The sequence below is a fragment of the Streptomyces sp. NPDC087310 genome, from assembly GCF_044744405.1.
In the GTDB taxonomy this organism is placed as follows: domain Bacteria; phylum Actinomycetota; class Actinomycetes; order Streptomycetales; family Streptomycetaceae; genus Streptomyces.
Map to the genome: position 1 here is coordinate 83015 of NZ_JBIUYF010000003.1, position 23355 is coordinate 106369.

General features: G+C 70.5%; 16 protein-coding genes, 2 tRNA genes and 1 other RNA gene. 9 read left to right on the forward strand and 10 right to left on the reverse strand.

Features of this window, described 5'->3' with window-relative positions; translation table 11 throughout:
- Positions 1–25 precede the first annotated feature (25 nt).
- The 3 genes from ACIO3P_RS10875 to ACIO3P_RS10885 all read left to right on the forward strand — a co-directional run bounded on the left by ACIO3P_RS10875 (position 26) and on the right by ACIO3P_RS10885 (position 2240).
- Positions 26–1465: a sensor histidine kinase gene (locus tag ACIO3P_RS10875; RefSeq protein WP_401848916.1), complete on the forward strand. Its 1440-nt coding sequence runs from the start codon at positions 26–28 to the stop codon at positions 1463–1465.
- A complete protein-coding gene (locus ACIO3P_RS10880; protein ID WP_401848918.1) occupies positions 1465–2121 on the forward strand; it encodes a response regulator in 657 nt (218 codons plus the stop codon). Before ACIO3P_RS10875 ends, ACIO3P_RS10880 begins: the two co-directional genes overlap by 1 nt.
- Positions 2122–2167: 46 nt before the next feature.
- Positions 2168–2240 (forward strand) — tRNA-Gly (locus tag ACIO3P_RS10885).
- Positions 2241–2296: 56 nt separating this feature from the next.
- Here the strand turns inward: ACIO3P_RS10885 and ACIO3P_RS10890 are convergent.
- From ACIO3P_RS10890 to ffs, 6 genes are all read right to left on the reverse strand, one after another.
- Positions 2297–3193 carry a phosphoribosylaminoimidazolesuccinocarboxamide synthase gene (locus tag ACIO3P_RS10890; RefSeq protein ID WP_329827542.1) on the reverse strand — a complete coding sequence of 299 codons (897 nt, stop codon included), beginning with the start codon at positions 3191–3193 and terminating at the stop codon, positions 2297–2299.
- 162 nt (positions 3194–3355) lie between these two features.
- On the reverse strand, positions 3356–4816 hold the full coding sequence (locus ACIO3P_RS10895; RefSeq protein ID WP_329827541.1) for a N,N-dimethylformamidase beta subunit family domain-containing protein: 1461 nt from the start codon (positions 4814–4816) through the stop codon (positions 3356–3358).
- A 522-nt stretch (positions 4817–5338) separates the two neighbouring features.
- On the reverse strand, positions 5339–7309 hold the full coding sequence (locus ACIO3P_RS10900; protein WP_401848920.1) for a hypothetical protein: 1971 nt from the start codon (positions 7307–7309) through the stop codon (positions 5339–5341).
- A gap of 338 nt (positions 7310–7647) precedes the next feature.
- A complete protein-coding gene (gene purD, locus ACIO3P_RS10905; RefSeq protein WP_401848921.1) occupies positions 7648–8943 on the reverse strand; it encodes a phosphoribosylamine--glycine ligase in 1296 nt (431 codons plus the stop codon).
- A gap of 73 nt (positions 8944–9016) precedes the next feature.
- Entirely contained in the window at positions 9017–11305 is a 2289-nt protein-coding gene (locus ACIO3P_RS10910; RefSeq protein WP_401848922.1) for a DNA polymerase III subunit gamma and tau, read from the reverse strand.
- 53 nt (positions 11306–11358) lie between these two features.
- Positions 11359–11457: signal recognition particle sRNA small type (gene ffs / locus ACIO3P_RS10915), an RNA gene on the reverse strand.
- Between the two features lie 72 nt (positions 11458–11529).
- Between ffs and ACIO3P_RS10920 the strand changes: the two genes are divergently transcribed.
- Positions 11530–11617: transfer RNA gene (locus ACIO3P_RS10920), tRNA-Ser, on the forward strand.
- Positions 11618–12193: 576 nt separating this feature from the next.
- Here the strand turns inward: ACIO3P_RS10920 and ACIO3P_RS10925 are convergent.
- The gene (locus tag ACIO3P_RS10925; RefSeq protein ID WP_401849521.1) at positions 12194–12748 is read right to left on the reverse strand and encodes a class IV adenylate cyclase; all 555 of its coding nucleotides are present in this window, start codon (positions 12746–12748) and stop codon (positions 12194–12196) included.
- A gap of 568 nt (positions 12749–13316) precedes the next feature.
- Between ACIO3P_RS10925 and ACIO3P_RS10930 the strand changes: the two genes are divergently transcribed.
- The 4 genes from ACIO3P_RS10930 to ACIO3P_RS10945 all read left to right on the forward strand — a co-directional run bounded on the left by ACIO3P_RS10930 (position 13317) and on the right by ACIO3P_RS10945 (position 18058).
- On the forward strand, positions 13317–14003 hold the full coding sequence (locus ACIO3P_RS10930) for a Crp/Fnr family transcriptional regulator (RefSeq protein ID WP_401848924.1): 687 nt from the start codon (positions 13317–13319) through the stop codon (positions 14001–14003).
- 169 nt (positions 14004–14172) lie between these two features.
- Positions 14173–15081 carry a hypothetical protein gene (locus tag ACIO3P_RS10935; RefSeq protein WP_401848925.1) on the forward strand — a complete coding sequence of 303 codons (909 nt, stop codon included), beginning with the start codon at positions 14173–14175 and terminating at the stop codon, positions 15079–15081.
- Complete coding sequence (locus ACIO3P_RS10940) at positions 15078–17153, forward strand: hypothetical protein (protein WP_401848926.1); 2076 nt, start codon at positions 15078–15080, stop codon at positions 17151–17153. Before ACIO3P_RS10935 ends, ACIO3P_RS10940 begins: the two co-directional genes overlap by 4 nt.
- Complete coding sequence (locus ACIO3P_RS10945; RefSeq protein ID WP_401848928.1) at positions 17150–18058, forward strand: hypothetical protein; 909 nt, start codon at positions 17150–17152, stop codon at positions 18056–18058. The genes ACIO3P_RS10940 and ACIO3P_RS10945 overlap by 4 nt, the downstream gene beginning before the upstream one ends.
- A gap of 772 nt (positions 18059–18830) precedes the next feature.
- Here the strand turns inward: ACIO3P_RS10945 and ACIO3P_RS10950 are convergent.
- From ACIO3P_RS10950 to ACIO3P_RS10960, 3 genes are all read right to left on the reverse strand, one after another.
- The gene (locus tag ACIO3P_RS10950; protein ID WP_401848930.1) at positions 18831–19607 is read right to left on the reverse strand and encodes a hypothetical protein; all 777 of its coding nucleotides are present in this window, start codon (positions 19605–19607) and stop codon (positions 18831–18833) included.
- 487 nt (positions 19608–20094) lie between these two features.
- Positions 20095–21342 (reverse strand): hypothetical protein, encoded by a 1248-nt coding sequence (locus ACIO3P_RS10955; RefSeq protein ID WP_401848931.1) that lies wholly within the window; start codon positions 21340–21342, stop codon positions 20095–20097.
- Positions 21343–21412: 70 nt separating this feature from the next.
- A complete protein-coding gene (locus tag ACIO3P_RS10960; protein WP_401848933.1) occupies positions 21413–22342 on the reverse strand; it encodes an OmpA family protein in 930 nt (309 codons plus the stop codon).
- A 529-nt stretch (positions 22343–22871) separates the two neighbouring features.
- On the opposite strand from ACIO3P_RS10960, the gene ACIO3P_RS10965 reads away from it, so the two are divergent.
- The gene (locus tag ACIO3P_RS10965) at positions 22872–23351 is read left to right on the forward strand and encodes a hypothetical protein (RefSeq protein ID WP_401848934.1); all 480 of its coding nucleotides are present in this window, start codon (positions 22872–22874) and stop codon (positions 23349–23351) included.
- Positions 23352–23355 lie beyond the last annotated feature (4 nt).

Sequence of the window (23355 nt, forward strand, 5' to 3'; positions counted from 1 at the left end):
AACGGGGAGAGGAGACCTTGGGCCCATGACCAGGCTGACCGGTCTGTGGAACCTGCGCCACATGTCCGCCAAAACCAACTCCGCCCACGTGGTGGAGGTGTACACCCGCTACACGTTCTACGGGCTGGGGGGCCTCGAATTCGGGGCGCTCTCCCTGAACCTCACCGGCCGGGAGGGGCCCTGGCCGACCCTGCTGCTGCTCGTGCACTCCGTGCTGTGCTGCGCCCTCACGGTGCAGGCCATGGAGTGGCGGCTGGGCCGGCGCCCGAGGCCCGTCCATCTGATGCTGGCCGTGGGCGGGCTGTCGGCGGCCGGGATCGTCGGACTGCTCGTGCTGATCGAGACCGGCGCGATACCCGCGGACGGGAGGTTCGCCGCCCTGCTGATGACCCTCGGGGGCTTCGGTGTCGCCTCGCTCGCCCTGGGCCTGCGGACGACGGAGCAGCGGGTGTACGCCGTGCTCGGCACGCCCGTCGCGACGGCCGTCGCGACCCTCCTCCTGGGCATGGGATGGCGCCAGGCCGGCCTGAACTTCATCGGGGTCCTGGCCATGGTCTCGGTGCTCACCAGCGCCTTCGTCTTCTCCATCTGGCTGGTCAGGGTCGTCTGGGAGCTGGACGCGGCGAACGGGCTGAGGACGCGGCTCGCGGTCGCGGAGGAACGGCTGCGCTTCGGCCGCGACATGCATGACGTCATGGGCCGCAATCTGGCGGTGATCGCGCTGAAGAGCGAGCTGGCGGTGCAGCTCGCCGAGCGCGGACGGCCGGAGGCGATGACGCAGATGACCGAGGTGCAGCGGATCGCACGGGAGTCGCAGCGGGAGGTGCGGGATGTCGTACGCGGCTACCGCGAGGCGAATCTGCACACCGAGCTGGAAGGCGCCCGGAGCGTGCTGGAAGCGGCGGGCATCGACTGCCGGATCGACGGGATCGAGACGATCGAGGGCGACATGCTGAACGGCGCACGGAGCGGGCGCGGGGGCAGAGGCGGCGGACAGGGCAAGGGCGGCGGGCTTCCGACCGGGGTCCAGTCCGCGCTGGGGTGGGTGGTGCGCGAGGCGACGACGAACGTCCTGCGGCACGGGGACCCGCGGCGGTGCACCGTACGGCTGTTGGAACAGCCGCTGGAACGGACGTCGGAACGGACGTCCAAGAAGGGCGGATCCGGGGGCTGGGAGGCGGTTCTGATCGTCGAGAACGACGGCGTGCCGGAGCCCGATCCGGCCGAGGGCGGCGCGGAGGCCGACGGCTCCGCGGGGCAGCGGTCGAAGGGGTCCGGGCTCGCCGGGCTGCGGGAGCGGCTGGCCGCCGTGGACGGCACGCTGGAGGCGGGCCCCACGGGGAGCGGCGGCGGCTTCCGGCTGACGGCACGGGTGCCGCTGCCGAAGGAGCGGCCAGGCCCGCGGCCGACGACGCCGGCCGGCGCGGACACGGGCGCGGGCACGGGCACGGAGGTGGCGGCGTGATGTCCGTACCCTCCTGGCCTTCCGTACCCTCCGTGGCGTCGGGCCCCGCTCCGGTACGGGTCCTCCTGGCCGATGACGAGCATCTGATCCGGGGGGCCGTCGCCGCGCTGCTCGCCCTTGAGGACGACCTGATCGTCGTCGCCGAGGCGGCCACCGGACCCGAGGCGCTGGCGATGGCGCTGGCCCACCGGCCCGACGTCGCCGTACTGGACCTCCAGATGCCGGGGGCGGACGGTGTGAAAGTCGCCACATCCCTCCGTACCGAACTGCCCGGCTGCCGGACGATGATCGTGACGAGCCACGGCAGGCCCGGCCATCTCAAGCGGGCGCTCGCGGCCGGGGTGCGCGGCTTCGTACCCAAGACGGTCAGCGCGCGGCAGCTCGCCGAGATCATCCGTGCCGTCCACGCCGGTAACCGCTTCGTGGACCCGGAGTTGGCGGCGGACGCGATCTCCGCCGGGGACTCGCCGCTGACCGCCCGTGAGGCCGAGGTCCTGGAGCTGGCGGTGGACGGTGCGCCGATCGCGGAGATCGCCGAGCGCGCCTCCCTCTCGCAGGGGACTGTACGGAACTACCTGTCGTCCGCGGCCACCAAGCTGGGGGCGGAGAACCGGCATGCCGCAGTGCGTCTCGCACGCGAGCGGGGTTGGGTATAGTTGGCGTCGCGCCACCGCGCAACAGGGCGGAAGCACAGCGGCGCATGCGGACGTAGCTCAGTTGGTAGAGCGCAACCTTGCCAAGGTTGAGGTCGCCAGTTCGAACCTGGTCGTCCGCTCAGAGAACGGGAAGCCCCCGGCCGATTCGGCCGGGGGCTTTTCGTTATCTGGAGCCCTACCAGCTCTTGCCGGTGAGGAGTTCGTACGCCTCCAGGTACTTCGCCCGGGTCGCGTCCACGATCTCCTGCGGCAGCGGGGGCGGCGGCTGCTCGCTCGCGCGGTCCCAGCCGGAGGCCGGCGAGGTCAGCCAGTCGCGTACGTACTGCTTGTCGTACGACGGCTGCGCGTGGCCCGGCTCCCAGGTGGCGGCGGGCCAGAAGCGCGAGGAGTCGGGCGTCAGCACCTCGTCCGCGATCACCAGGCGCTCGCCGTCGAAGCCGAACTCGAACTTCGTGTCGGCGAGGATGATCCCCCGGTCGCGGGCGATGTCGCGGGCCCGTGCGTAGACGTCGAGGGTCGTCCGGCGCAGCAGGGACGCGTTCTCGGTGCCGATCAGGCGGACCACTTCGTCGTACGACACGTTCTCGTCGTGGTCGCCGACGGCCGCCTTCGTGGCGGGCGTGAAGATCGGGGCGGGCAGCTCGGACCCGTCGACCAGCCCTTCCGGGAGCGCGAGCCCGCAGACGGTACGGGTCTGCCGGTACTCGGCGAGGCCCGAGCCGGTGAGATAGCCGCGCGCGACGCACTCCACCTGGACCATGTCGAGGGACTCGCAGACGAGCGTGCGGCCGGCCCAGTCGGCGGGGGCGCCCTCGGGGACCTCGGTGGAGATCACATGGTTGGGGACGAGGTCCGTCAGCCGTTCGAACCACCAGAGCGAGAGCTGGGTGAGGACCCGGCCCTTGTCCGGGATCTCGGTGGGCAGGACCCAGTCGTACGCGGACAGGCGGTCGCTGGCGACCATCACGAGGTCGCCCGCCTCGTTCCGGTACAGATCGCGCACCTTGCCGGTGTGGATGTGCACCAGACCCGGCACCTGAACGGGCTCGGGCTTTTCTACGAATCCGGACACGGTTCCTCCCCGTGGTTCTGTCCGATCTAGGAGATCGCCTTGATTCTCCCGTATGCCGGAAGCCGCAGCTCGCAGGGGTGGCCGGAGGAGTGTCCGGAGGGTCGGTCGGAGGGGCGTCCGGAGGGTCGGTCGGGGGTCGGCCGGACGGTGGTGCGGTCCCGGTCAGTCCCGTTTGCAGATCCGGTCGAGGAGGTTGGCGGTCGCGCGCTGGATCCGGGGGTCGACATGGCCCGGGCGGTCCAGCGCCGGGGACCAGGCGAAGGTGCCCGAGGCGAAGACGAGCGCGCCGGACGGGGCGCGGTAGAGCGAAGTCTCCTGGTGGCGCTTGGCGTTCTCGCTGTCGCGGTACGGGGAGTGCGCGAGCAGGATCCGGTCCTGGTGCTCGGGCAGCGCCGTACGCGGGAAGTACCGGTCCGCCTCGCCCGCGACCAGCCCCGCGATCTCGTCGCCCTCGGCCGCCCCGACGGCCTCCCAGAGCCAGTGGTGGGCGTTCCGTACGACAAGAGGGTGCGGCTCGGGGACCCGGCCCGCGTACTGGATGCCGAGGAGCTGCTGCTCCGCCCTGTCCACCTCACGCCAGAGCGCGGGGCGCCCGGGGCCGCGGCGCTTGCGGCAGGTGAGGAGGCGGTCGGGGACGCCGGAGGCCGAAGGGCCCAGCTCCACCTGCCAGTAGAGGGAGTTGGCGGAGAGGAAGACGAGCGAGGTGCCGTGGTCGCGGGCGGCTTCGACGGTGGTCCGCATGGGAACGGACCAGTACTCGTCGTGGCCCGGGAAGATCAGGCCCCGGTAGCGGGTGGGGTCGACGCGGCCCGCGTGCAGGTCGCGGGCGTCGGCGTACGCGAGGTCGTAGCCGTAGCGCTCGGCCCAGCGGATGAAGTCGTAGGCGTGGCCGACGTGGAGGGGCAGGCCCGCGCCCGCGTAGGGGCGGTCGAAGGAGACGGTCGTCGCGGCGTCCTGCTCGCCGAGGAGCCGGCCCTGTTCGTCCCAGGCGTGGTAGAGGCTGGCGCCGGTGTGGCCGTCCTCGGGATAGAGGTTGTACGCCTGCCAGGTGATGTCGGGGAGCAGGAGGAGCAGATCGGCGGGGTGGCTGTCGCGGACCGTGAAGGGAACGTGGGAGCGGTAGCCGTCGACGGTGGTGAGGACGGCGACGTAGGCGCCGAGGGACCAGTACGACGGGACCTGGAGCCGCCAGGAGAGCCACCAGTGGTGACAGGAGACCGTGCGGTCGGCGGTGAGGGGCGGGGACTGCACGACGCCGGGGAGGCGCGGGCTGGTGGTGATCTTGAAGGCGCCGTCGCCTCCGTAGTGCCCGATCCGGTAGATGTCGACGAAGAAGTCCTGCGGCGGGTCGACGGTGACGTGGAAGTCGATCGCCTCACCCGGGGCCACGGCGCCGTCGGACACGAAGCCCTTGATCTGCCGCCGTACGTCGTCGGCGGTACGGGGGCCGCCGCTGCGGCCCGCGCCCAGCGTCGGGTCCGCGTACCAGGGCACGACCTGGCCGGTGTCGTCGAGGTAGTTCTCGCTGCCGCGCAGCCAGGGCAGCGGGCCCTGGCCGAACGGGTCGCTGACCGCGTGGGCGAGAGCGCCCGATTCCCACCGCCGGATCTGGTCCGCCCCCATGGTGCGCCCCTCCTCCGTGCCGCCGCGCCCTCAGGGGGCACGGATGTTGATGCACGCGTCGATGCGTGCGCCGACGCGCCGGTAATACGACGGTAATACGGCCGTTTGACCGGTCAGTGACACGGTCGACGGTCGGCTCCGGACACCAGCACATCACAAAACGCGTGTGGCCCGTCACCGTTCGTCGCGAATTGAAGTGAACGGAACGGAACGCTCCGGAACGCGGGCCAGGATGGGGGGTTGGCGTTCCAGGGGGCCAAATATCCGCGTACGAGGGCGAAACGGAACAGGCGGCGGCGCGAGCGGGGAACGCATTCAGCCACCCGGTAGCGGAGATTCCGGGGGTACGGGGGCGGGCTGATCGCGGCCGGTCCGGAGCGGGCGGGGCCCCTGCGACGACCGCCGGGTCGGGAGCGGGGTGGTCAGGCGGGCGCGGGCGGTCGGGGCAGGCGGTGGGCCAGGCGGGCGCGGGCGACCGGGTCGGTCGGGTCGGGCGGTCGGGGCACGCGGTCGCGGGCGGTCTCACACGAGGCGTACGGGCTTCTCCGCGCGGACGCCCAGGGAGGCCAGCCACGAGCGGAGCGGCTCCGCGTCGCCGCCCTCGACCAGGCTGAGGACGCGCCCGCCGAGATCGGCCCTGCGCACGCCGTCGACCAGCAGGGCCGGGCCGTCGAGCCAGTCCAGGCCGGGGGCGGCGCCCGCCGTGTCGACGGCGGAGCAGCAGACCATCGCCGTGACGTGGTCGGCGAGCAGTTCACGGCCGGTGCGGGGCGGCTGGAGCGGGAAGAGGGGCAGCGGGTCGGTGCCCCAGAGCGCGAGGGCGTCCCCTCCGGCCTCGGCCGGGGTGGCCGGGGCCGCCGCCTCCTCCCTGGCCAGCTCGGCGCTGATGCCGGCGGCCAGGGCCTCACCGGTCTCGCCGCCCCCGCGTCGGGAGCCGGAGAGGTGGTCCATGACGCGCGCCAGGGTGGGCCCCTGGACGGGGCCGGAACCCCCCGAGCCCACAGAGCCGTCCGAGCCCACAGAGCGGCCCGAGCCGTCGGGGCCCTGGGCGCCGGGGCCCTGGGCGCCGGGGCCCTGGGCGCCGGGGCCCTGGGCGCCGGGGCCGAACACGGAGCCGGCGCCCCGCCCGCGCGTACCGGCAACGGGCGCGGCAACCGGTACGACACCCGCACCGGCGCCCGTACCGACCCCGGCGCCGACCTCCATGCTGTCCAGGACGCGGTGCAGCCGGGCGGCCTCCGTACGCCACTTGCGGTCGACGACCTCCTCCGGATACTGCTGCCAGTCCACCGGGGACCAGTCCGGGCCCGCCTCGGCCGGGCCGCCGTGGAAGAGGCGGGCGGCGAGCAGGGAGGCCGCCTCGTCGACCGTGCCCGGCTCTTCGAGCAGGTCACAGGCGGGGCGCTCGCCGAGCCGGGAGGCGAAGCCCTCGGCGAGGCGGTCGCGGCGGGACAGCTCCGTCAGGGCGGAGACCACACCGGCGTCGAGCCGGGAGGGCCAGCGCCCCATGCGCCAGGCGGGCAGCGCGACGCGCGTGAGCAGCCGGTCCCACCCCGCGTACGCGAGGCCCACCTGCTCCTGGGCGACGATCCGCAGGCCGTAGTCCACCGCCTGGGCGCGCTCGGACGCGGCGGAGGCCACGCCCCGCTCCATCAGCGCCGCGTGCTCGCCACAGCCGCGCAGCAGCACGCGGGCGACGCGTCCGACGATGCCGAGGGCCACCCTGCGGACCGGCCCGAGCCCCGGGGCCGCCGCGACGGCGACCGCCGCGTCGAGCCCCCGGACGAAGCGGCGGGCCGCGGCTATGTCCGGGTGCGCGGAGAGCCCCGTACCGGCGACGACCGGGGCGAGGACGGCGCGCAGCTCCGCGACGCGCATCCACCAGAGGAAGGGCGAGCCGATCACGAGAACGGGGGTGGCGACGGCCCCGCCCCGTACTCCGCCGGGCCCCGCGCCGCTGCTCGTACCGGCGGCCGATTCGGCGCCCCGTCCACCGGCGGGACCGCCCGGAGCGGCCGGGGACAGAACCGCCCGGCCGAGTGCACGATCGAACATGCGTCCACGCGACTGAAGGTGCCCCGGATGCGTACGGTCCTCCAGCCAACTGTCGCAGTCCGGGGTCAGCGCTATGGCGGAGGGAGCGGGAACCTCAAGGCGCTCCGCGAGATCGCGGACCAGCCGGTAGAGATCGGGCGCGGCCTTCTCCGAGACCGCGACGGTGGGGCTGAGGGCGGGCTTGGCGCGCACGACGACGACGGCGACAGCGGCGGCGAGCACCAGCACGGCCACGGCGAGAACCGAGACCACCCAGCGCGCGACATTCCACCCCGCGCCGCCGAGGTGCCCCGTCGCCCCGCCGGCCAGCAGCACGACGGCGAAGGCCGCGGGCAGCAGCGCGACGGCCAGAGCCCTGCCACGCAGCCGCAGCACGGCGAGCGCGCGGACACGGGCACCCTGAGCGCCCAGCTCGTCACCGATCCCGGAACCGGACATGGTCGGACCTCACCCCCTCTGCCGTGTCGGCTGCGTTGCTCACTCCCCCACTGTGGCACCCGCCACTGACATCGCAATGCCGGTGGGCCAAGTGCCGGAACGCATGCGCCGCACCCTAGTTGGACCCCGAAGACCCGTCATCCGGATGGCCCAACCGTCACCCGATGGAATGGCTCTGGTCAAAGCTGCTGACGCCCACGCTTCAGAGCCTCGTCACGACTCCTCCGGGGCTCCCTGGGCCTCCGTACGACTGCGAGCCGTGGCCCGGCGACGGGCTACGGCTCGCATACGTACGCGACTACCTGGGGGGACCGACCGGCGAGGACCGGCCGCCGGTATCAGCCCTCCAAGGCGCCAGAGGCGTCCGAGGCGCCGGCGGCGGTGCGCGCGATGTCCGTACGGTGCTGGGAACCCGCGAGGCGGATCCGGCCCAGCGCCGTGTACGCGCGCTCGCGGGCCTGCGTCAGGTCCTTGCCGGTGGCCGTCACGGACAGCACGCGCCCCCCGGCGCTGACCACCGTGTCGCCGCCGACGCCCCGGCCGCTCTCCAGCCGGGTCCCGGCGTGCAGGACGTACGCGTCGGGTCCATCCTGGGCCGCGACCTCGTCGAGCCCTTCGATCGGGTCGCCGGTGCGCGGGGTGTCCGGGTAGTTGTGCGAGGCGACGACCACCGTGACCGCCGCGTCGTCGCGCCAGGTCAGCGGGGGAAGCTCCGCGAGGTTCCCCTCGGCCGCCGCCAGCAGGACACCGGCCAGCGGGGTCCTGAGGCGGGCCAGGACCACCTGGGTCTCGGGGTCGCCGAAGCGGGCGTTGAACTCGATGACCCGTACCCCGCGACGGGTGATCGCGAGGCCCGCGTACAGCAGCCCGGCGAACGGCGTGCCCCGGCGGCGCAGTTCGTCCACCGTGGGCTGGAGGACGGTCTCCAGGACCTCGTCCACGAGCTTGGGGTCGGCCCACGGGAGCGGGGAGTACGCGCCCATGCCGCCGGTGTTGGGGCCCTCGTCGCCGTCGAGCGCGCGCTTGAAGTCCTGCGCGGGCTGGAGCGGCAGCACCGTCTCGCCGTCGGTGATCGCGAAGAGCGAGACCTCGGGGCCGTCGAGGAACTCCTCGATGACGACCCGGCCGCAGGCGATGCCGTGCTCGCGGGCCGCGGCGAGATCGTCGGTCACGACGACACCCTTGCCGGCCGCGAGCCCGTCGTCCTTGACGACGTAGGGCGGGCCGAACGCGTCGAGCGCCTCGTCGACCTGCTCCGGGGTGGTGCAGACGTAACTGCGTGCCGTCGGGACGTTCGCCGCGGCCATCACGTCCTTGGCGAACGCCTTGGAGCCCTCCAGTTCGGCGGCCTCCTTGGACGGGCCGAAGCAGGGGATGCCCGCGTTCCGTACGGCGTCGGCGACCCCGGCCACCAGCGGCGCCTCGGGTCCGACGACGACGAGATCCGCCTCCAGCTCGGTGGCGAGACGGGCCACGGCCGCGCCGTCCAGCGCGTCCACCGGGTGCGACACGGCCACCTCGGCGGTGCCGGCGTTGCCGGGCGCGCAGTGGAGAGCGGTGACCTCGGGGTCGAGGGAGAGAGAGCGGCACAGGGCGTGTTCGCGGGCGCCGCCGCCGATGACAAGGACCTTCACGTGAGGCAGCCTAACCGGGCGGGCGGGCCGGCCCGTGTGCGGGCCGTTGGCTGAGACGCCGAAGGGCGGCCCGTCATTCGTTCGTGTATTCCTCCACGACCGTCGCTCCCAGCTCGCGGACGATCAGGTCGTGGCCGGAGAGCGCGGAGTCGACGAGATCCGGATCGTCCTCCTCCGCCGTGTCGTCCTCGGGGGCCACGGTGTGCGGCGGGGGCGGTGAGGCGGGTCTGTTGTCGGAGCGCGGCGGCTCGGGGCGGGAGGGGGCGGGCGCGGCGGGGCGCGACGCCTGGGAGGCGGACGCGGGGCCGGAGCCCGAGCCGGGGCCCGGTCCGGAGCCCGAGCCGGGGCCGGGGCCCGAGGGAGCGCCGTAACCGCCCCCGCCACCGCCGGACGGGGCTCCCGCGCCTCCAGGAGCGCCGTAACCGCCGCCTCCGTACCCCCCACCGGCACCTCCGTAACCCCCACCGCCGCCGCCCGGACCGCCGCCGGAGGGTGCGGGGGGCGGGGTGCCGCCGGACGGGTCGACGATCGCCTCGATCTTCCACTGCACGTGGAACTGCTCGGCGAGGGCCTGCTTGAGCACGGCCTCGCTGCCGCTGCTCGTGAAGTTGTCGCGGGCGCCCGCGTTGATGAAGCCGACCTGGAGCGTCGTCCCGTCGAACCCCGCGACCTGCGCGTTCTGGCTGAGCAGGATCCAGGTGAAGCGGCGGCGGTTCTTGACGGCCTCCAGGATGTCCGGCCACATGTGCCGCACCTGCCCGGCGCCCTGCGCCATCCCCGGGCTCGCCGCGCCCGCAGCGGGGCCGGCCGCGGGAGCGGACGTCGGGGCGGCGGGCGCGGGGGCGGGTGTACCGGCCCCCTGAGGCGCGCCCTGCCCCGGCGTGGAAGCGGTGGGCCAGCCGCCGGGGCGCCGCCCGCTCTCGGCGGCACCCGCGCCGGCACCGGGCCAGGCCCCGGGCCGCTGGGGCTCGGCGGCAGGGGCTGGTGTGGGCTCGGGGGCCGGGGCCGGCGGGGCGGGCGCCGCCTGGGCGGCGGCCTGCGCGGCCTGCGCCGCGGCGGCTGCCCGAGCGGCGGCAGCGGCCGGATCCTCCACCGGAGCGGGCGGCGGTACGGCGGCATGGCTGTCGGGACCGGGAACGTACCCGGCCGCGGGCCCGGCGCCCGCACCGGAGAAGGCGGCCCCGGCGACCGAGGAGGTGGCGGCGGCTCCCCGCTCCAGCCGGTCGAGGCGCGCCTGGACCGAACGCTCGTCGTCGAACGCCGCGGGCAGCAGCACCCGCGCGCAGATCAGCTCCAACTGGAGCCGCGGCGAGGTGGCGCCCCGCATCTCCGTCAGCCCCGTATTGACGAGATCGGCGGCCCGGCTCAGCTCGGCCGCGCCGAAGACGGACGCCTGGGCCTGCATCCGCTCGACGACATCGGCGGGGGCGTCGATCAGCCCCTTCTCGCCCGCGTCCGGCACGGCGGCCAGAATGACCAGGTCCCGGAGCCGCTCCAGCAGGTCAGCGACGAAGCGCCGCGGATCGTTGCCGCCCTCGATCACCTGATCCACGACCTCGAAGGCCGCGCCGCCGTCCCCGGCGGCGAACGCGTCCACCACGGCGTCGAGCAGCGAGCCGTCCGTATACCCGAGCAGGGCCGTGGCCATGGCGTACGTCACACCGTCGTCGGCCGCGCCCGCCAGCAACTGGTCCATCACGGACATCGAGTCACGCACGGACCCGGCACCTGCCCGTACGACCAGGGGCAGCACCCCGTCCGCGACGACGGCGCCCTCCCTGCCGCACACCTCGGCGAGATAGTCCCGCAGCGTCCCGGGCGGCACCAGCCGGAACGGGTAGTGGTGCGTACGCGACCGGATCGTCCCGATGACCTTCTCGGGCTCGGTGGTCGCGAAGATGAACTTGAGATGCTCCGGCGGCTCCTCGACCACCTTCAGCAGGGCGTTGAACCCCGCCGAGGTGACCATGTGCGCCTCGTCGATGATGTAGATCTTGTAACGACTGCCGGCCGGCCCGAAGAACGCCTTCTCCCGCAGATCACGCGCATCGTCCACACCACCGTGCGAAGCGGCGTCGATCTCGATGACATCGATCGACCCCGGCCCGTTCCTGGCCAGGTCCTGGCACGACTGGCACGTACCGCACGGCGTGGGCGTCGGCCCCTGCTCGCAGTTCAGACAGCGCGCGAGGATGCGCGCACTGGTCGTCTTCCCACAGCCACGCGGCCCACTGAACAGGTAGGCGTGATTGACCCGGTTGTTGCGCAGGGCCTGCTGCAGCGGGTCAGTGACATGCTCCTGCCCGATGACCTCGGCGAACGACTCGGGGCGATAACGGCGGTACAGCGCAAGGGACGACACACCTACGACGATATCGGCCCCCTACGACAAACCCGCCCTCCACCGCCACCCACAACGCAAGCGCCCCCCACGCACCCGCCAGAGCCAACCTACCCTTGCTGCCTTCCGGCCCTGGGGGAGTTCAGTCAGATAGCGCCACGTGAGGGGCTCCGCACACAGTACCCGATCCCGACCCCGGCGAACGAGTTCGCGAGCACGGCCCAGCGTCTTGTATTGTTTGCCGCGGAGGATTCGCCTAGTGGCCTAGGGCGCACGCTTGGAAAGCGTGTTGGGGGCAACCCCTCACGAGTTCGAATCTCGTATCCTCCGCCATTGCTCTCACCGGGCAATACGTCGAAGGGCCCCACCGGTCGCGGTGGGGCCCTTCGACGTGCGTGGTCTCAGTTGGTCGGCGGCGCCCTGCCCGACACTCCTCGGCATGAAGGGGCAGATGCCCGGGCCCCTGGATACCGCCGGATCCTCTGAGCGGTCAGGGACCGGCTACCCCGGTGAGGGATGAGCGGCACTTCCGTCGGATCGTGCGTCCTGTTCGGTTGGATACGCGCGGCACGCCGGCCTCGTAGTAGTGAGCACCCAGAGCCTCTCGTTTGTATCTGGCTGGATCAGGGCGCGGCACCAGGCCACGCGAGCCCCGCAAGACCCAAACGAGAGGCTCTGGCCGCGGCCCAGACGTCCTGGCGCTCGGTGCTTTCCGCTCCGGCGTCCACGCGGCCGCTCCACTTCGGCGGGAACGGCTGGCCGAAATAGAGCCAGCAGAAGCCGTCCACTCACGCGTTGCCGTCGTCGGTGGCTGCCGGGGTAGGCGGACCGCTGCGGGCGATCTCGGTCATCCCGTTGATCACCTGATGCGGTACGGCCACTTCCATCAGCACGGCTCAGCGCCTGCGGTCAGTGGCCCTGGGTGGATGCCGGGACCGATCCAGCGTTTTTCTTCTCCTCGTCGGCGAAGAGGAGGGTGGGTTCGGCCAGGATGTCGCGGCCGGCCTCGCTCTTGTAGATCTCGTCGACGCTGCCGAACCGTGCCTCGGAGTATTCGAGTTCGAGAAGCGCGGCGGCCTGCCGGACGGATGTCTCGTCGGGGCCCTCGATCTCGACGAATGTCGGGAGGTCAGGCCAGGTGTCGAAGTCGAAGGCGACCTCGCCCAGGCGCCACTCTTCGCGGTAGTTCTCCTGGTAGCGGACCTCACGCATGCCGACGTTCCGGAGAATCTCGGCCATGGCGTGCAGGTCCGTGACCTCGGTCTCGATCTCTGTGGTGCCGTCGGTCGTGGTCGCGTAGGTGACCTGCTTGAGCGTGAGCGTCGAGCGCGTGCCCTCGTCGCGCAGGCGTACCCAGGCACCGCTGTCGAGCGCGTCGTTCTCGAAGATCTTGCGGGTGAGGAGGGTGCGAGGGAATGCCTGGACGGCACCGAGCGCGGTCAGCCGGGCCTGAAGGTCGTTAATGCCAGGAGCAGCTCGTCCAGACCGCGTCGCAGAGCACGCCCAGGGGCTCGGCACGGGTGATCCGGTCGGCGACGTTCTCCGTGAGGACGTCCCAGCGGGAGACCGGCTTGCCCCGGTGAGCGAGGCGGGGCCGGCGTTCGTCCTCCGTACAGACCAAGTGGTAGGTGACAGGCTGCGGCAGGTCAGGGGCAGGGTGACATCGAGGTCGACGCCGAGAGCACGGTGGTTGGCGAGGCAACGGGCAAAGCAGCTCTCCACGACGACCGGATTGCCCGCGATGAGATTGCTTCGTATCTCATCAACCGCGGTCAGCAGCGCGGAGAGGCAGTAGCGCATGCGCGCCTCGGCGTTCGCCCGCGCGTCCATCTCTCGCGCCAATCAGTTGTGTCCGGCGGGATTCTTTGGGCAGACCTGTTCGGCACTCGCCCTCACACATGTCCGTGTGTTGGCATGGACGCGGCAGTCGTTCTCGTCATATGGCGCCTGACTGAGCGCAGTCGGGCAGCGACCGTAGAACTCATGAGGCCGCGACAGTGCAGGACGAGCCCGCGTATGGGGAAGGCGACGAGTGCTGCCGGAAGAGACATGGCGCGAGTTATGTGGCCAGGGGACGCCCCGCACCTTTCGCGAACGCAGCGTAATGCTGAGACAGGGGTCCGCGGGAACGCACCTGCTCGCCCTCACCGGTGGTCTCGCCAAGGTCGTGTGCCGGGAGCCGGACGGAGTACTGACCTGGCTTGCCTTCCGAGGGCCGGGCGACCTGCTGGGCGAGGTGTCCGTCTTCCAGGGCACCGCGCGCACGGCGGAAGTAATCGCCCTCACCCCGTGCACCGCTGTCGTGCTGAACGCCGAACGGTTCCGCCGATTTGTCGAACAGCGTGGGCTTGTTATGGACTTGATGCGCCAAGCGCTCTCCCGACTGCGAGAGTCCGACGCACACCGCACCGAACTGCTGACCCTTCCATTGGTCGTCCGACTGGCACGGGCACTCCTGCGGCTGGCCGAACTCACCGCGCCTGGCTCCGAATCGGATGTGGTACGGCTTACCGGCCTGAGCCAGGAGGAGATCGCCCAGGCAACCGGAGTGACGCGCAACGCGGTCATCACCGGACTGCAACGGTTACGGGAGTCCGGCGCGGTGGAGACGGCCCGCAGAATGATCATTATCAAGGACATGAAGACACTGCACGACTGGGCGATGTCCACCCCGAACACCACGCCGACGCCGCCCCGCTCACCGTCCCCGGCTGAATGAACGCACCCGCGCGGGGGAGCTGGAACATCGCCGGAGCCCGCCCCCGCTGTGACGTGGGACACCGGTGAAGTGCCCAGCGCTGTGCAGTCGGACGGTTGAAACCGACGGAACCTCGAATCAGCCGACCACCGGCTTCGTCACCGTCCCACCGTCCACGAGGAGCTCACGCATGTCCACGCACGTTCCCTCCCCGTACGCCGAGAGCCGGCCTCTGCCTCCCTACCGGGCCCTGTTCGCCGTCGACGCGAAGGACTTCACTGGCCTTCCCGCCATACAGCACGGTCCGGTGAGCCAGTTGATCCCCGAACTCGTCGATCAGGCGCTGGAACGAGCCGGACTTCACGGACTCCGCGACTCCAAGCGGTTTCCGGCCAACACCGGGGACGGCGTGGTGTTCGGCTTCGATCCGGCTCTGCTGCCCTTCGTCCTCTGGCCTTTCCTGGGTGTGCTGGACGACATCCTCGGCGCGTACAACAAGCAATGTGTGGGCCCTCGCATCCGGCTCCGGGCCAGCGTCCACGTCGGACCGCTGCCCGACGCGGACGGGCCGGACGACGGTAGCGGCACAGCCCGCAACGACACGCACCGGTTGCTGGACTCCCGTCCGGTCAAGGCCATCCTGGCCGCCGCGAGCGAGCAGGTCACCCACCTGGCCGCGGTCATCTCCCAGCGCGTTTACGAGGACGTGGTACTCGGCGCGTACACCGCACTGCACCCCGACCGCTGCGTGGAAGTTCCGGCCACGGTGGAGGGGAAGAACTTCTCGCAGCGTGCCTGGCTGTATGTCCCGTCGCCGTCCGGAAACCTCCTCCAGGCCGGTGTGCGACCGCGCGAGGAATCCGCGGCGCCGGCCGACTCGGCCGCCGGTCAGGAACGGGTCTCGAAGACGCGTTCCGGCACGCGTTACAGCGGCAACAAGCAGCACGTGGGCGAGGGCGCCGCCGTCATGGGGAGCGTCGGGCGGGACGTCACGTACACCGGCGGTTCCACGTCGTACCAGGGCACCAACCAGCACTGGGGCAGCGGCGACAATGTGGGGGGCGACAAGCAGGTCGGCGGAGCCGGGGATCACCGGTGAACTCCGAAGCGGACGACCACCCGGGCGTGGACAGCCCGGAGGACGACGGCCTGACGGAGGTGCGGGACTCCTACCGGGACAACCAGCAGCGGTTGAAGCAGGGCCTGGCTGTCATGGGCGCAATCCACGGCGACGTCACCGTGCATATCCGCGACGAGGCCGTTACGGACCACATCGTCGAACCTCGGCTGCGGGAAGGCCCGTATCCCGCGGCCGATGTCCGTGACCGCTTGCGGGCATTCGTCGAACCACCCTCCTACGCGCAGTGCCGGAAGATGCTGGACAGCCACATTCTGCTGCTGCGGGCCGACAGGGGGACGGGCGCGAGCACCGCCGCCTTCGCACTGCTCGCGGAGCGGTACGGAGCCGACGGCATCACCGGCCTGGACTCACCGGACGACCTCTCGCGCTGGAGCCCGACGGAGGCACGCGGCTATCTGCTCCAGGGCCTGTCCCCGGCGGCGGCCGATTCGCTCGGCGAAGTCGTGCTCAATGCGCTGGCCACGCTGCTGCGACGAACGGGAGCTCACCTGGTCGTCACTGTAGGGGCCGAGACATCCCTGCCTGGCGACACGACGGCCTGGCAGGTCGTACACCGTCCGCCGCCACCGGCCGAGGTGGCCACGAAGCGCCTGAACACCGTGGTCGTAGCTGGTGAACTCACCCCTGCGCAAGGCGCTGCGGCGTTGGGACACCTCGCCTCCGCAGACTTCACCAGCTATCTGCGCAGCCATCGACTGCCCCAGGACGGTGTCGACGTGGCGGCGGGACTGTGCGATCTCATCGTGTCGGGGAAGGCCGCCTCCTCCGTCATCGACGAGCTGCGGACCGGAAGCCCTGCGGCGGCCCACCGAGCGCTGGCCGAATCGAGCCACCAGGCCGACCATCTCGCCCTCATTGCGGCAATCTCGCTGCTTTCCGAACAGGACCGTACGGTCGTCGAAGCATTCAGCGCGATTCTCCGCACGCATATCGACGCACGCGGCGCCCCGGCACTGGCCACGGCCGGACGGCCGGAGCGCATCGATACGCGCGGACCGGTCGCTGAGGGGCCGCAGCCGCGGCGTGACGTTCTCGGACCAGCCTTCGAGGCCCGGCTGAAGGCCATCGGCGCACGCCCGTTGCCGACCCGGTTCAAGGCGGGGCAGCGCTTTCCGGTCCAGCCGGTCGCCTTCTCCGGCCGGCACCGGGCGGAGACCCTGCTCCGGTGCCTGTGGCTGGATTACGAAGGCATGGCGGGCCTGCTGTGGAATGCCTTGGACCAGGCTCCCCATCACTCCGGCATCGAGCTCGCGGCTGGTCAGGCGATCGGAAGGGTACTGACCCACTCGACCGGCCCGGACACACTGCGCCAGCTGCACTCCTTCGCGGCCTCGGACACGCGCTGGCGCCGCCGTCTGGTGGCTTACGCGCTCGGGGAAATGGTTGAGTCCCCCTCCATCACCGGCGCGGTACGGAACCAGCTACGGCAATGGAGCCGCTCCGCCGCTGTCCCCCTCCGCTGCACCGTGGCAGAGACGTGCGCGGGCAGCTTCGGCCTGGCCCGCCCCGTCGTCGCCCTGGACCTTCTGGACGCCGTACTCGGCAAGCCGGACCAAAGCCTGGATGGCAGGTTGCGTACTGCGGTGTCCTTCGCCCTCAGCACTCTCCTCTCGGAGAATGCCAACCACGCTCTCGTCCTCGATCGCCTGCGGGAATGGCAAGCAGCCGATCCGGACACCCCGCGTCATGCCCTGGCCGTGCACGCCATCGAATCAATGAGCCGGGCGGCCTTCCCCCCGCCCGGCGCACCATGCAAACGGCGTGTGAGTCTCGCCGACCTGCTCGTGGAGCACCCCGAGTGGACGTTCGGCCTCGTGGTCGCGGCCCTGGACGATCCCGCAACGTACGAAGCGACGGCGACGGGCCTGTCCCGGATCGAGAGCGACCCGGCCCTACGGCATCGCACCGCCTTCCCACACTTCCTCACCGCACTCTCGGACACGGCGCGGAGCCACCGAGGCGTCCTGCGGTTCGTCCTGCGCCGCCATCGCGTCCGTACGGCCTCCTCAGCAGAAGGGTTCGCCCCGTGACCGGTCCGCTCATCACCCCTCTGAACTCCTCGCCGGTCTGGCAACTGATCCGCCTCCGTATCAGTTCCTCAGAGGACCGAGCCCTGGTGTTTCTCGCGGACAACGGGGCCGACGGCATGGTGGCGCCGAACGGCGGCGACTACTGGGGCTATCCACGGCCGACCTCGCGCGCGGTCCGTCAGGGGGAATTCTTCGAGATCGTCTGGGTCTCGCTCGCGGAACGGCGGTTTGCGGTCGACATCCCGCGACGGCCGCCGAAACCCCCTGCCCGTTACGGCGTCGCCTGGAGAATCAGCAACCCGGTCGTCGCGGCGAGAAACCGGATCACCGAAGAACAGGCCCGGCACCTGGTGGTCGGACACATCAGCGAGAACGCCACTCTGCCCGGAGCCGCCGACCCACTGCGGAAGCCACCGCCCCACTTCGGTACGGCCGAGGTCGAACCGCCCGGCCAACCACAGGTGATCGACGGATTCGGCCTCACATACTGGTTCCTGGATCCGCCTGCCGCGCTTCTGCCCACCCCCGGCACCGGTGCGGAACCCGCCCTCCCGTCAGGCTTCGGCGAAGCCCACCGTGAGGCTTACCGCTTCTACCGGGAGGTTGTCGCCGGCGGTCCCGTCGGCCTGGCCGCTCTCTGGCTCCTGCACCAGCCGGAACAGGCGAAGGACGTGCTCGACTGGACTGTGACCCACCGCAACCTCCTGTCCGACAAGGACAATTGGGAGCACACCCTCGCGGCGACGCTTCAGTCACTGACACCGGAAGACCACAGCTTCGTCGGAGTCAACCTGGCTCGAGTCCTCAGCGATATCGGGGTTCCGCAGGGCGACGAGATTCTGCGCCGGATCGACCGCACGGACGAGGCCGAGGACTGGAACGGATCGTACAAGGATCCCCGGTGAACCCCCGCCTGCGTCTCACCTGCCGTCTGCCTGAGAACCCCCGTGGCACCGCCGCAGTCACTGCACCGTGGTCCATGGTGTGCCAACGTTCCTTCCCTTCTCCGGCACGAACCTCGCTCAGACATGCAAAGCACCTGCTCAACGCGGCATCACCCAGCGCCACAGGATCCCCACGATCGCCTACACCGACAGCACACTTCTCCAGCTACCCCGTGCGATCGTGCGAGAGTGCCACGACCTCGTCAACAGTGCACATATGCTCCACCAGGAAAACTCGGATGACAGCCAAACCCTGACTTGGAGCCCTAGTGCGGGCGCGGTGAGCCTTGTCGCCACTGCGGAATTGCGGGGCGGCGAATTCCAGGGGCTGTCGCGCCACGTGATCACCGATGTGTGGCGGTGAGCAGTGTAGACAGATGCTCGGCTGGGGTTACCCAGCCGAGCGTCTTGCGTGCGCTGTTGAGTTCAGCGGTGCCGGCAGTCAGGCGTCGCAGCCCGTGGGCGCGGCTAGGTCTCGGTCTGTCCACTGGCGAATCTCGCACCCGCCTCGATGTCGTCATAGAGCACCCGCACGTCCTGGATACCGAGTCCACGCATCAGGTCAGGCAGACGCACGACATAACGTCGTCCCACCTTCCGAAGGGGGCAGGGGAAGTCGCCCCGCTTGGCTCGCCGGTACGCAGTAGCCAATCCCAGGTTCAGCGCTTTCGCCGCCGTCCTGAGATCCAACTCGGCAGGGAGTCCGAAGATCTCCGAGAACGGGACGGACTCATCACGATGGCGTGTCATCTGCAGGCCCCCGCATATCGAACAGTGAATCTTGTCCCATCGGTGTGTGGTGGGCTTCGCTACCCGCCGGGCGCGGCCGGGCGCGCCGGAGCTGGCGCACCCGGCGCACATGCGTCAGGAGATCCAAGCGGTATGCCAGAGAACCCAGTCGCTCACCTTGCGCCCGCCGGGCGAGCGCGATGGACATCGCGTCACCCCGCACGAGGTCGCAGTCTGCCGTCGCCGAAACAAGCTGGCCGGGTACCATGCCTTTCACCACGTCCCACTCCCCGATTGGCGTCTCGTGGGAGCTCCGCCGCCCGGTTTGCCATCCGACGGCGAACGCCGCATCAACAAGGTGCTGCTCGGCTCCCGCAGGGTCCGCCCTGTCGAGAGTCCGCACCCCCTCCAACGCTCCCTGTAGCAGCGCGGAACACACGTCGGCCTGTTCCGCCCCCGTACGCCGGGCGATCACGCGTGCTGCCCCTCTCAAGCGGGGTGTGAGCAGCCAGAGGACAATCAACGTCCACCGCTCTTCCCGCCCGCTCCCGGTCTCTTCGTGGATGTGGTGCGCAATGTGACACCAGACGTCGGCGCGTGCAGGGCTACCGAAATCCCCCTGTACAGCCTTGGAACGTAAATCGCTCAGCGAGATGCGTTCCTCATCGCAGAGAGGCATGGTGTCTGTCCCCGTGCGCAAGCACAGGTACGTGTCGGCATATTGGTCCTCCACCCATCTGCAGACACGGGTGAATGCGTCGCCAAACAGCGGAACGGTCATTGCTCTGTCCTCTCATGTCCTGTCTCGGAGCTGACCTGCGCCGATTCGCCGGGCCGGATTGGATAAACACGCCCACTTCCGATACGAAGCCTTCCGGCACCACCACTGCGGAAGCATTCCGGTAGGCACTTTCGGTCGGAGGCCCTGGAGCGTTCTGGTCTCGCCTCCGCACTCAGAATCTGATCACCGGCCTGCCACCCGGCCAGAGTGGCGAGCCCCCGCTGTACGAAGGGAGTCCAGGCAGGCCCCGGCTTTACCGTCATGACCGCCCGTCGCGCCAGGGTGAGTTCCTGCCGGGGCGGAGCAATACGCACTTGGATGGGGTCCAGCGATGTCAGGACGACGTCAATGACGAGGTCTGTCGGCTTCGTCCCTGCAAAAGCCGTGACCAATCGCCTATACAACTGGCGGTTGCCCCGGACCAGCTCCAACAGGGCCGAACCGGCATCTGCCGCAGTGGCCTCGATGCTTTCCTGTCGCTCAGCCATCAGGCCGGTCCGAGTTGACGGTCGATGCGGCTGATCAGTTCTGTCCGGCGCTCGCGTAGCTCGGCGGGAGTGCATGTGACGGTGATTCGGTGGGCTTCGACCAGGGGCCCGAGCTCTGGCGGGGGCTCAACCACGCCGGAGAAGAGCGGCGCCATCCAGGCAGCCGTCGGCGCCGACGCCTCCGTTCCTTCGAGCAAGACGGCCGGAGCGGGCGGGATGTGGCCAGCCTGACCGTGAAACATGCGGGCGGTGAGGATCGCAGCCTCCCAGACTCGCATGCTCTCCAGTCGTACCTGTGAGGCCAATTCGTCACGCAGCGCGCACAGGTCACTCCACGCTCTCTCATGCTTGCGGAGGGCGGCTCCCGCCCTCCGCACCAGCAAGGCGTAGGTCATCCGAGCACGTAACAGGCCGCGGCGAGCCTCGACGGCGCTGTCCGCGTACGGGTTATAGGCCACGATCTTCATAGCCACCGCGGTGATCGCGAGCACGAGCATCAGCAAGGCGACCCACCCGGGCGCGAACCTGGCTCCCTCAACGTCCCCCACTCCCGCATCACGAGCCCGCAGCAGGGCCCACACGGTGACAGTGGTCAGCACGGTGAGCAGGTAGAGAGCGGGCAGGCTGAGAGAGCCGAGCAACGCGAGTACGGGGCGACACTCGCGCAGTGCGTGCAGCCGCTCGCGTACACGGTGCAACGGAGCCGCGATCGTGTATCCGGAGAGCATCAGAGCCAGGGCGAGAACGACACCGGGCAGGAAGGAGACTGTCTGCTCGGCCAAGGAGACCGCTGCCTCATTGACGGTGAGGTACTGGAAGACCTGCATGAAATACCAGGCGTCGAACACGGCCATGGCGGCGATGACCGGCCAGCGCAGCACTCGTATCCACAGCTCACGGCGACGTCGGTCGTGGGCGCCATCCTCCGCATGACGTGCCTCAACTGTCTCTTGCGCCGCACGAGCCGTCCGGAGCGAAGCCATCGCCTCGAAGCGGGCGAGGGCTTGGACGGCCTCCTCGGTCCGGGCGTGGGCGCCAATCGTACGGGCGCGGGCAGCCGCGAGTTGTTCTCGGTTGTGGCTGACAAGGTCTGCGACCTCGCGGGCCGCGCGCAGCAGCATCCGCATCTCGCCGTTGTCCAGATGTTCCGGGGCGCGTTCCGGACCCTGCTCCGCGCTCTTCACCAGGTGCCGTATGTCGCATCCGCAGCCGTGATGACAGGGGAAGCCTTGGTGGTTCTGGGACATGTATGACGTCCTTTTCTGCGAGTTGTGAAGGAGTGCCCCCTCACCGCGGTGTGCACCGGTCGGGAGGCGGTCATCGACGGACCGTGACAGCGATCTCCACCCGACGGTTGCAGGCCATGGCTGCGTAATCCGGAGCACCGTCTCGGTACTCGGGAGTGCAGGTGGGCCGTTCGTCGGAGTAGCCGTGGGCCGAATCGACCGCGATCCCGCGTCCGGCGAGGGCGGACCGTACGGCCTGCGCCCGGGCCAGGGAGAGCTGCCTTCCGTGTCGTTCTCCGCCACGGGAGTCGGTGTGCCCTGAGACTGCGACCACGAGGGGATCGAGTTTCTGTATACGGCGCGCCGCTCGGTCCAGGGTGCTCTGTGCCGCAGGTGACAGCTCCGCGCGGTCGGTGTCGAAGAGGACGGACCCGGGAAGGGTGATCGTGGTGACCCGGCCCTTCGGTCGTTCGGAGACAGTCGGATAGGTCACCTGGGGTTCGGCCGTGCCGGCTGTGGTTCCCTTCCCCACCTCGGGCTCTCGAGCGCGGGCAGTAGCGGCCACCTCGCAGGACGATGCTCCGGTCGCCTCGCACAGATGTGTCCACAGAGCGGTCAGCCAAGCGGTCTGTGGGGACGACGGTGCCTCGCCCCGAGGCGAGCGGCCGATGCCGAGGAGGTCCACCTCGGCTCCCTTCAAGTTGGGTAGCTCACCCGCCCTGCGGCAGCGTTCCACCGTCGCCTTGATCTCCTCCGTGCCGTCGAATCCGGCGGAGCGCAGGTCCGCGCAGCCGGTATTGGTCAGCCCGTCGGTCGCGACCACGATCTTGCGGTCACCACGGGCAGAGCTGAGCTGGTCGGCAGCTGCGGCGAGTGCGCCCAGCACATCCGTACGATCGGTGCCCGGCGCTCCGGCGGACAACTCCCGCAGTCGTTTCTCCAGACAGCGGCGCTGCGCGCTCCGTCGATCCTTCTTCAGCGTGTCGTTGCCCTTCACCGGTGTGACGGACACCTGGTCCACACCCCAATCGACAGTGGCTCGGGTTCCGTCGAAGCCGGCGACGGAGAGGAACCCTCCCTCCAGTTCCGGCGGCGCAAGTCCCTCGGCGGCCACGAGCGTGGCTGCCCAGTCCGGCACCCGTACCCCCGGCCCGCTCGTCTTGTCAGGCCGGGTGGAGGAGCTGCGGTCAAGGAGCACTGCGGTACGTGGCCGGGTCTTTCCGGTGCCGCCGGAAGCGCCGTCGGAAACACGGTCAAGCCACGCACAGGGCCGCGCGGTAGGCCCTTCGAAGGCGCTGCACCCGCTGCCCGCCACCAGGGCGGTCAGCACGACTACGGCAGAGAGAAACCGAGTGGAGGACATTCGCATCAAAGGACTCATTGAACTCTCCATGGTGAAATACGTATTTGTAACTTTTGTCGGACAGTGCTGGGGGGGTTACTGGGATCTCTCGACCACTCGGTCCTAGGAGGCACTCGTGTCCAGTCCCGTACGCCCCACCAGGAGCCCAGCCGGATCGACCACCTCGGACACACCCGAGACCACAGGCATGGAGACGGGACTGGCCATTTGCGCCTCGCTTCGCAGCGCGGCCCAGTTCGCCGACGCGAAGGTCGGAGTTCTCAGCGCGGTGCAGGCAGGGCTGCTGGCCGCAGCCTTGCCGCAGGGGGACGTCGTACAAGAGGCTTGGAAGCGTGGTGGGCCAGGAGCCTGGATCGCCTTCTGTTTGCTGCTCTTGCACGTGACCGGGTTCCTGCCGGCCGTCTACTGCGTCGTTCAGGCGTTGCGTCCCCGGTTGGGACCTCCCCCCGCCCCCAACCGGTTCAGCCTGCCGCTGCTGGCCATCGCCGACGGCACCCCTCCCCCAGCGGATCAGGACCGCGAACGGCGGGAGATCTGGCAGCTCATCCCGGTACTCGCCCGGGTGGCGATGACCAAGCACCGGTACATAGCCCGGGGCGTGATCTGGACGGGCCTGATGGCGGTGGCAGCCGGACTCTCCCTCCTCACCGGCCCGCTGCTGTCTTGAGAGA

Bases quoted from the DNA above. Each gene is read 5' to 3' on its own strand.
- ACIO3P_RS10875 (WP_401848916.1), top strand. From the start codon at position 26: ATGACCAGGCTGACCGGTCTGTGGAACCTGCGCCACATGTCCGCCAAA.
- ACIO3P_RS10880 (WP_401848918.1), top strand. From the start codon at position 1,465: ATGTCCGTACCCTCCTGGCCTTCCGTACCCTCCGTGGCGTCGGGCCCC.
- ACIO3P_RS10895 (WP_329827541.1), bottom strand. From the start codon at position 4,816: ATGGGGGCGGACCAGATCCGGCGGTGGGAATCGGGCGCTCTCGCCCAC.
- ACIO3P_RS10900 (WP_401848920.1), bottom strand. From the start codon at position 7,309: ATGTCCGGTTCCGGGATCGGTGACGAGCTGGGCGCTCAGGGTGCCCGT.
- ACIO3P_RS10935 (WP_401848925.1), top strand. From the start codon at position 14,173: ATGTCCACGCACGTTCCCTCCCCGTACGCCGAGAGCCGGCCTCTGCCT.
- ACIO3P_RS10950 (WP_401848930.1), bottom strand. From the start codon at position 19,607: ATGACCGTTCCGCTGTTTGGCGACGCATTCACCCGTGTCTGCAGATGG.
- ACIO3P_RS10955 (WP_401848931.1), bottom strand. From the start codon at position 21,342: ATGTCCCAGAACCACCAAGGCTTCCCCTGTCATCACGGCTGCGGATGC.
- ACIO3P_RS10965 (WP_401848934.1), top strand. From the start codon at position 22,872: ATGGAGACGGGACTGGCCATTTGCGCCTCGCTTCGCAGCGCGGCCCAG.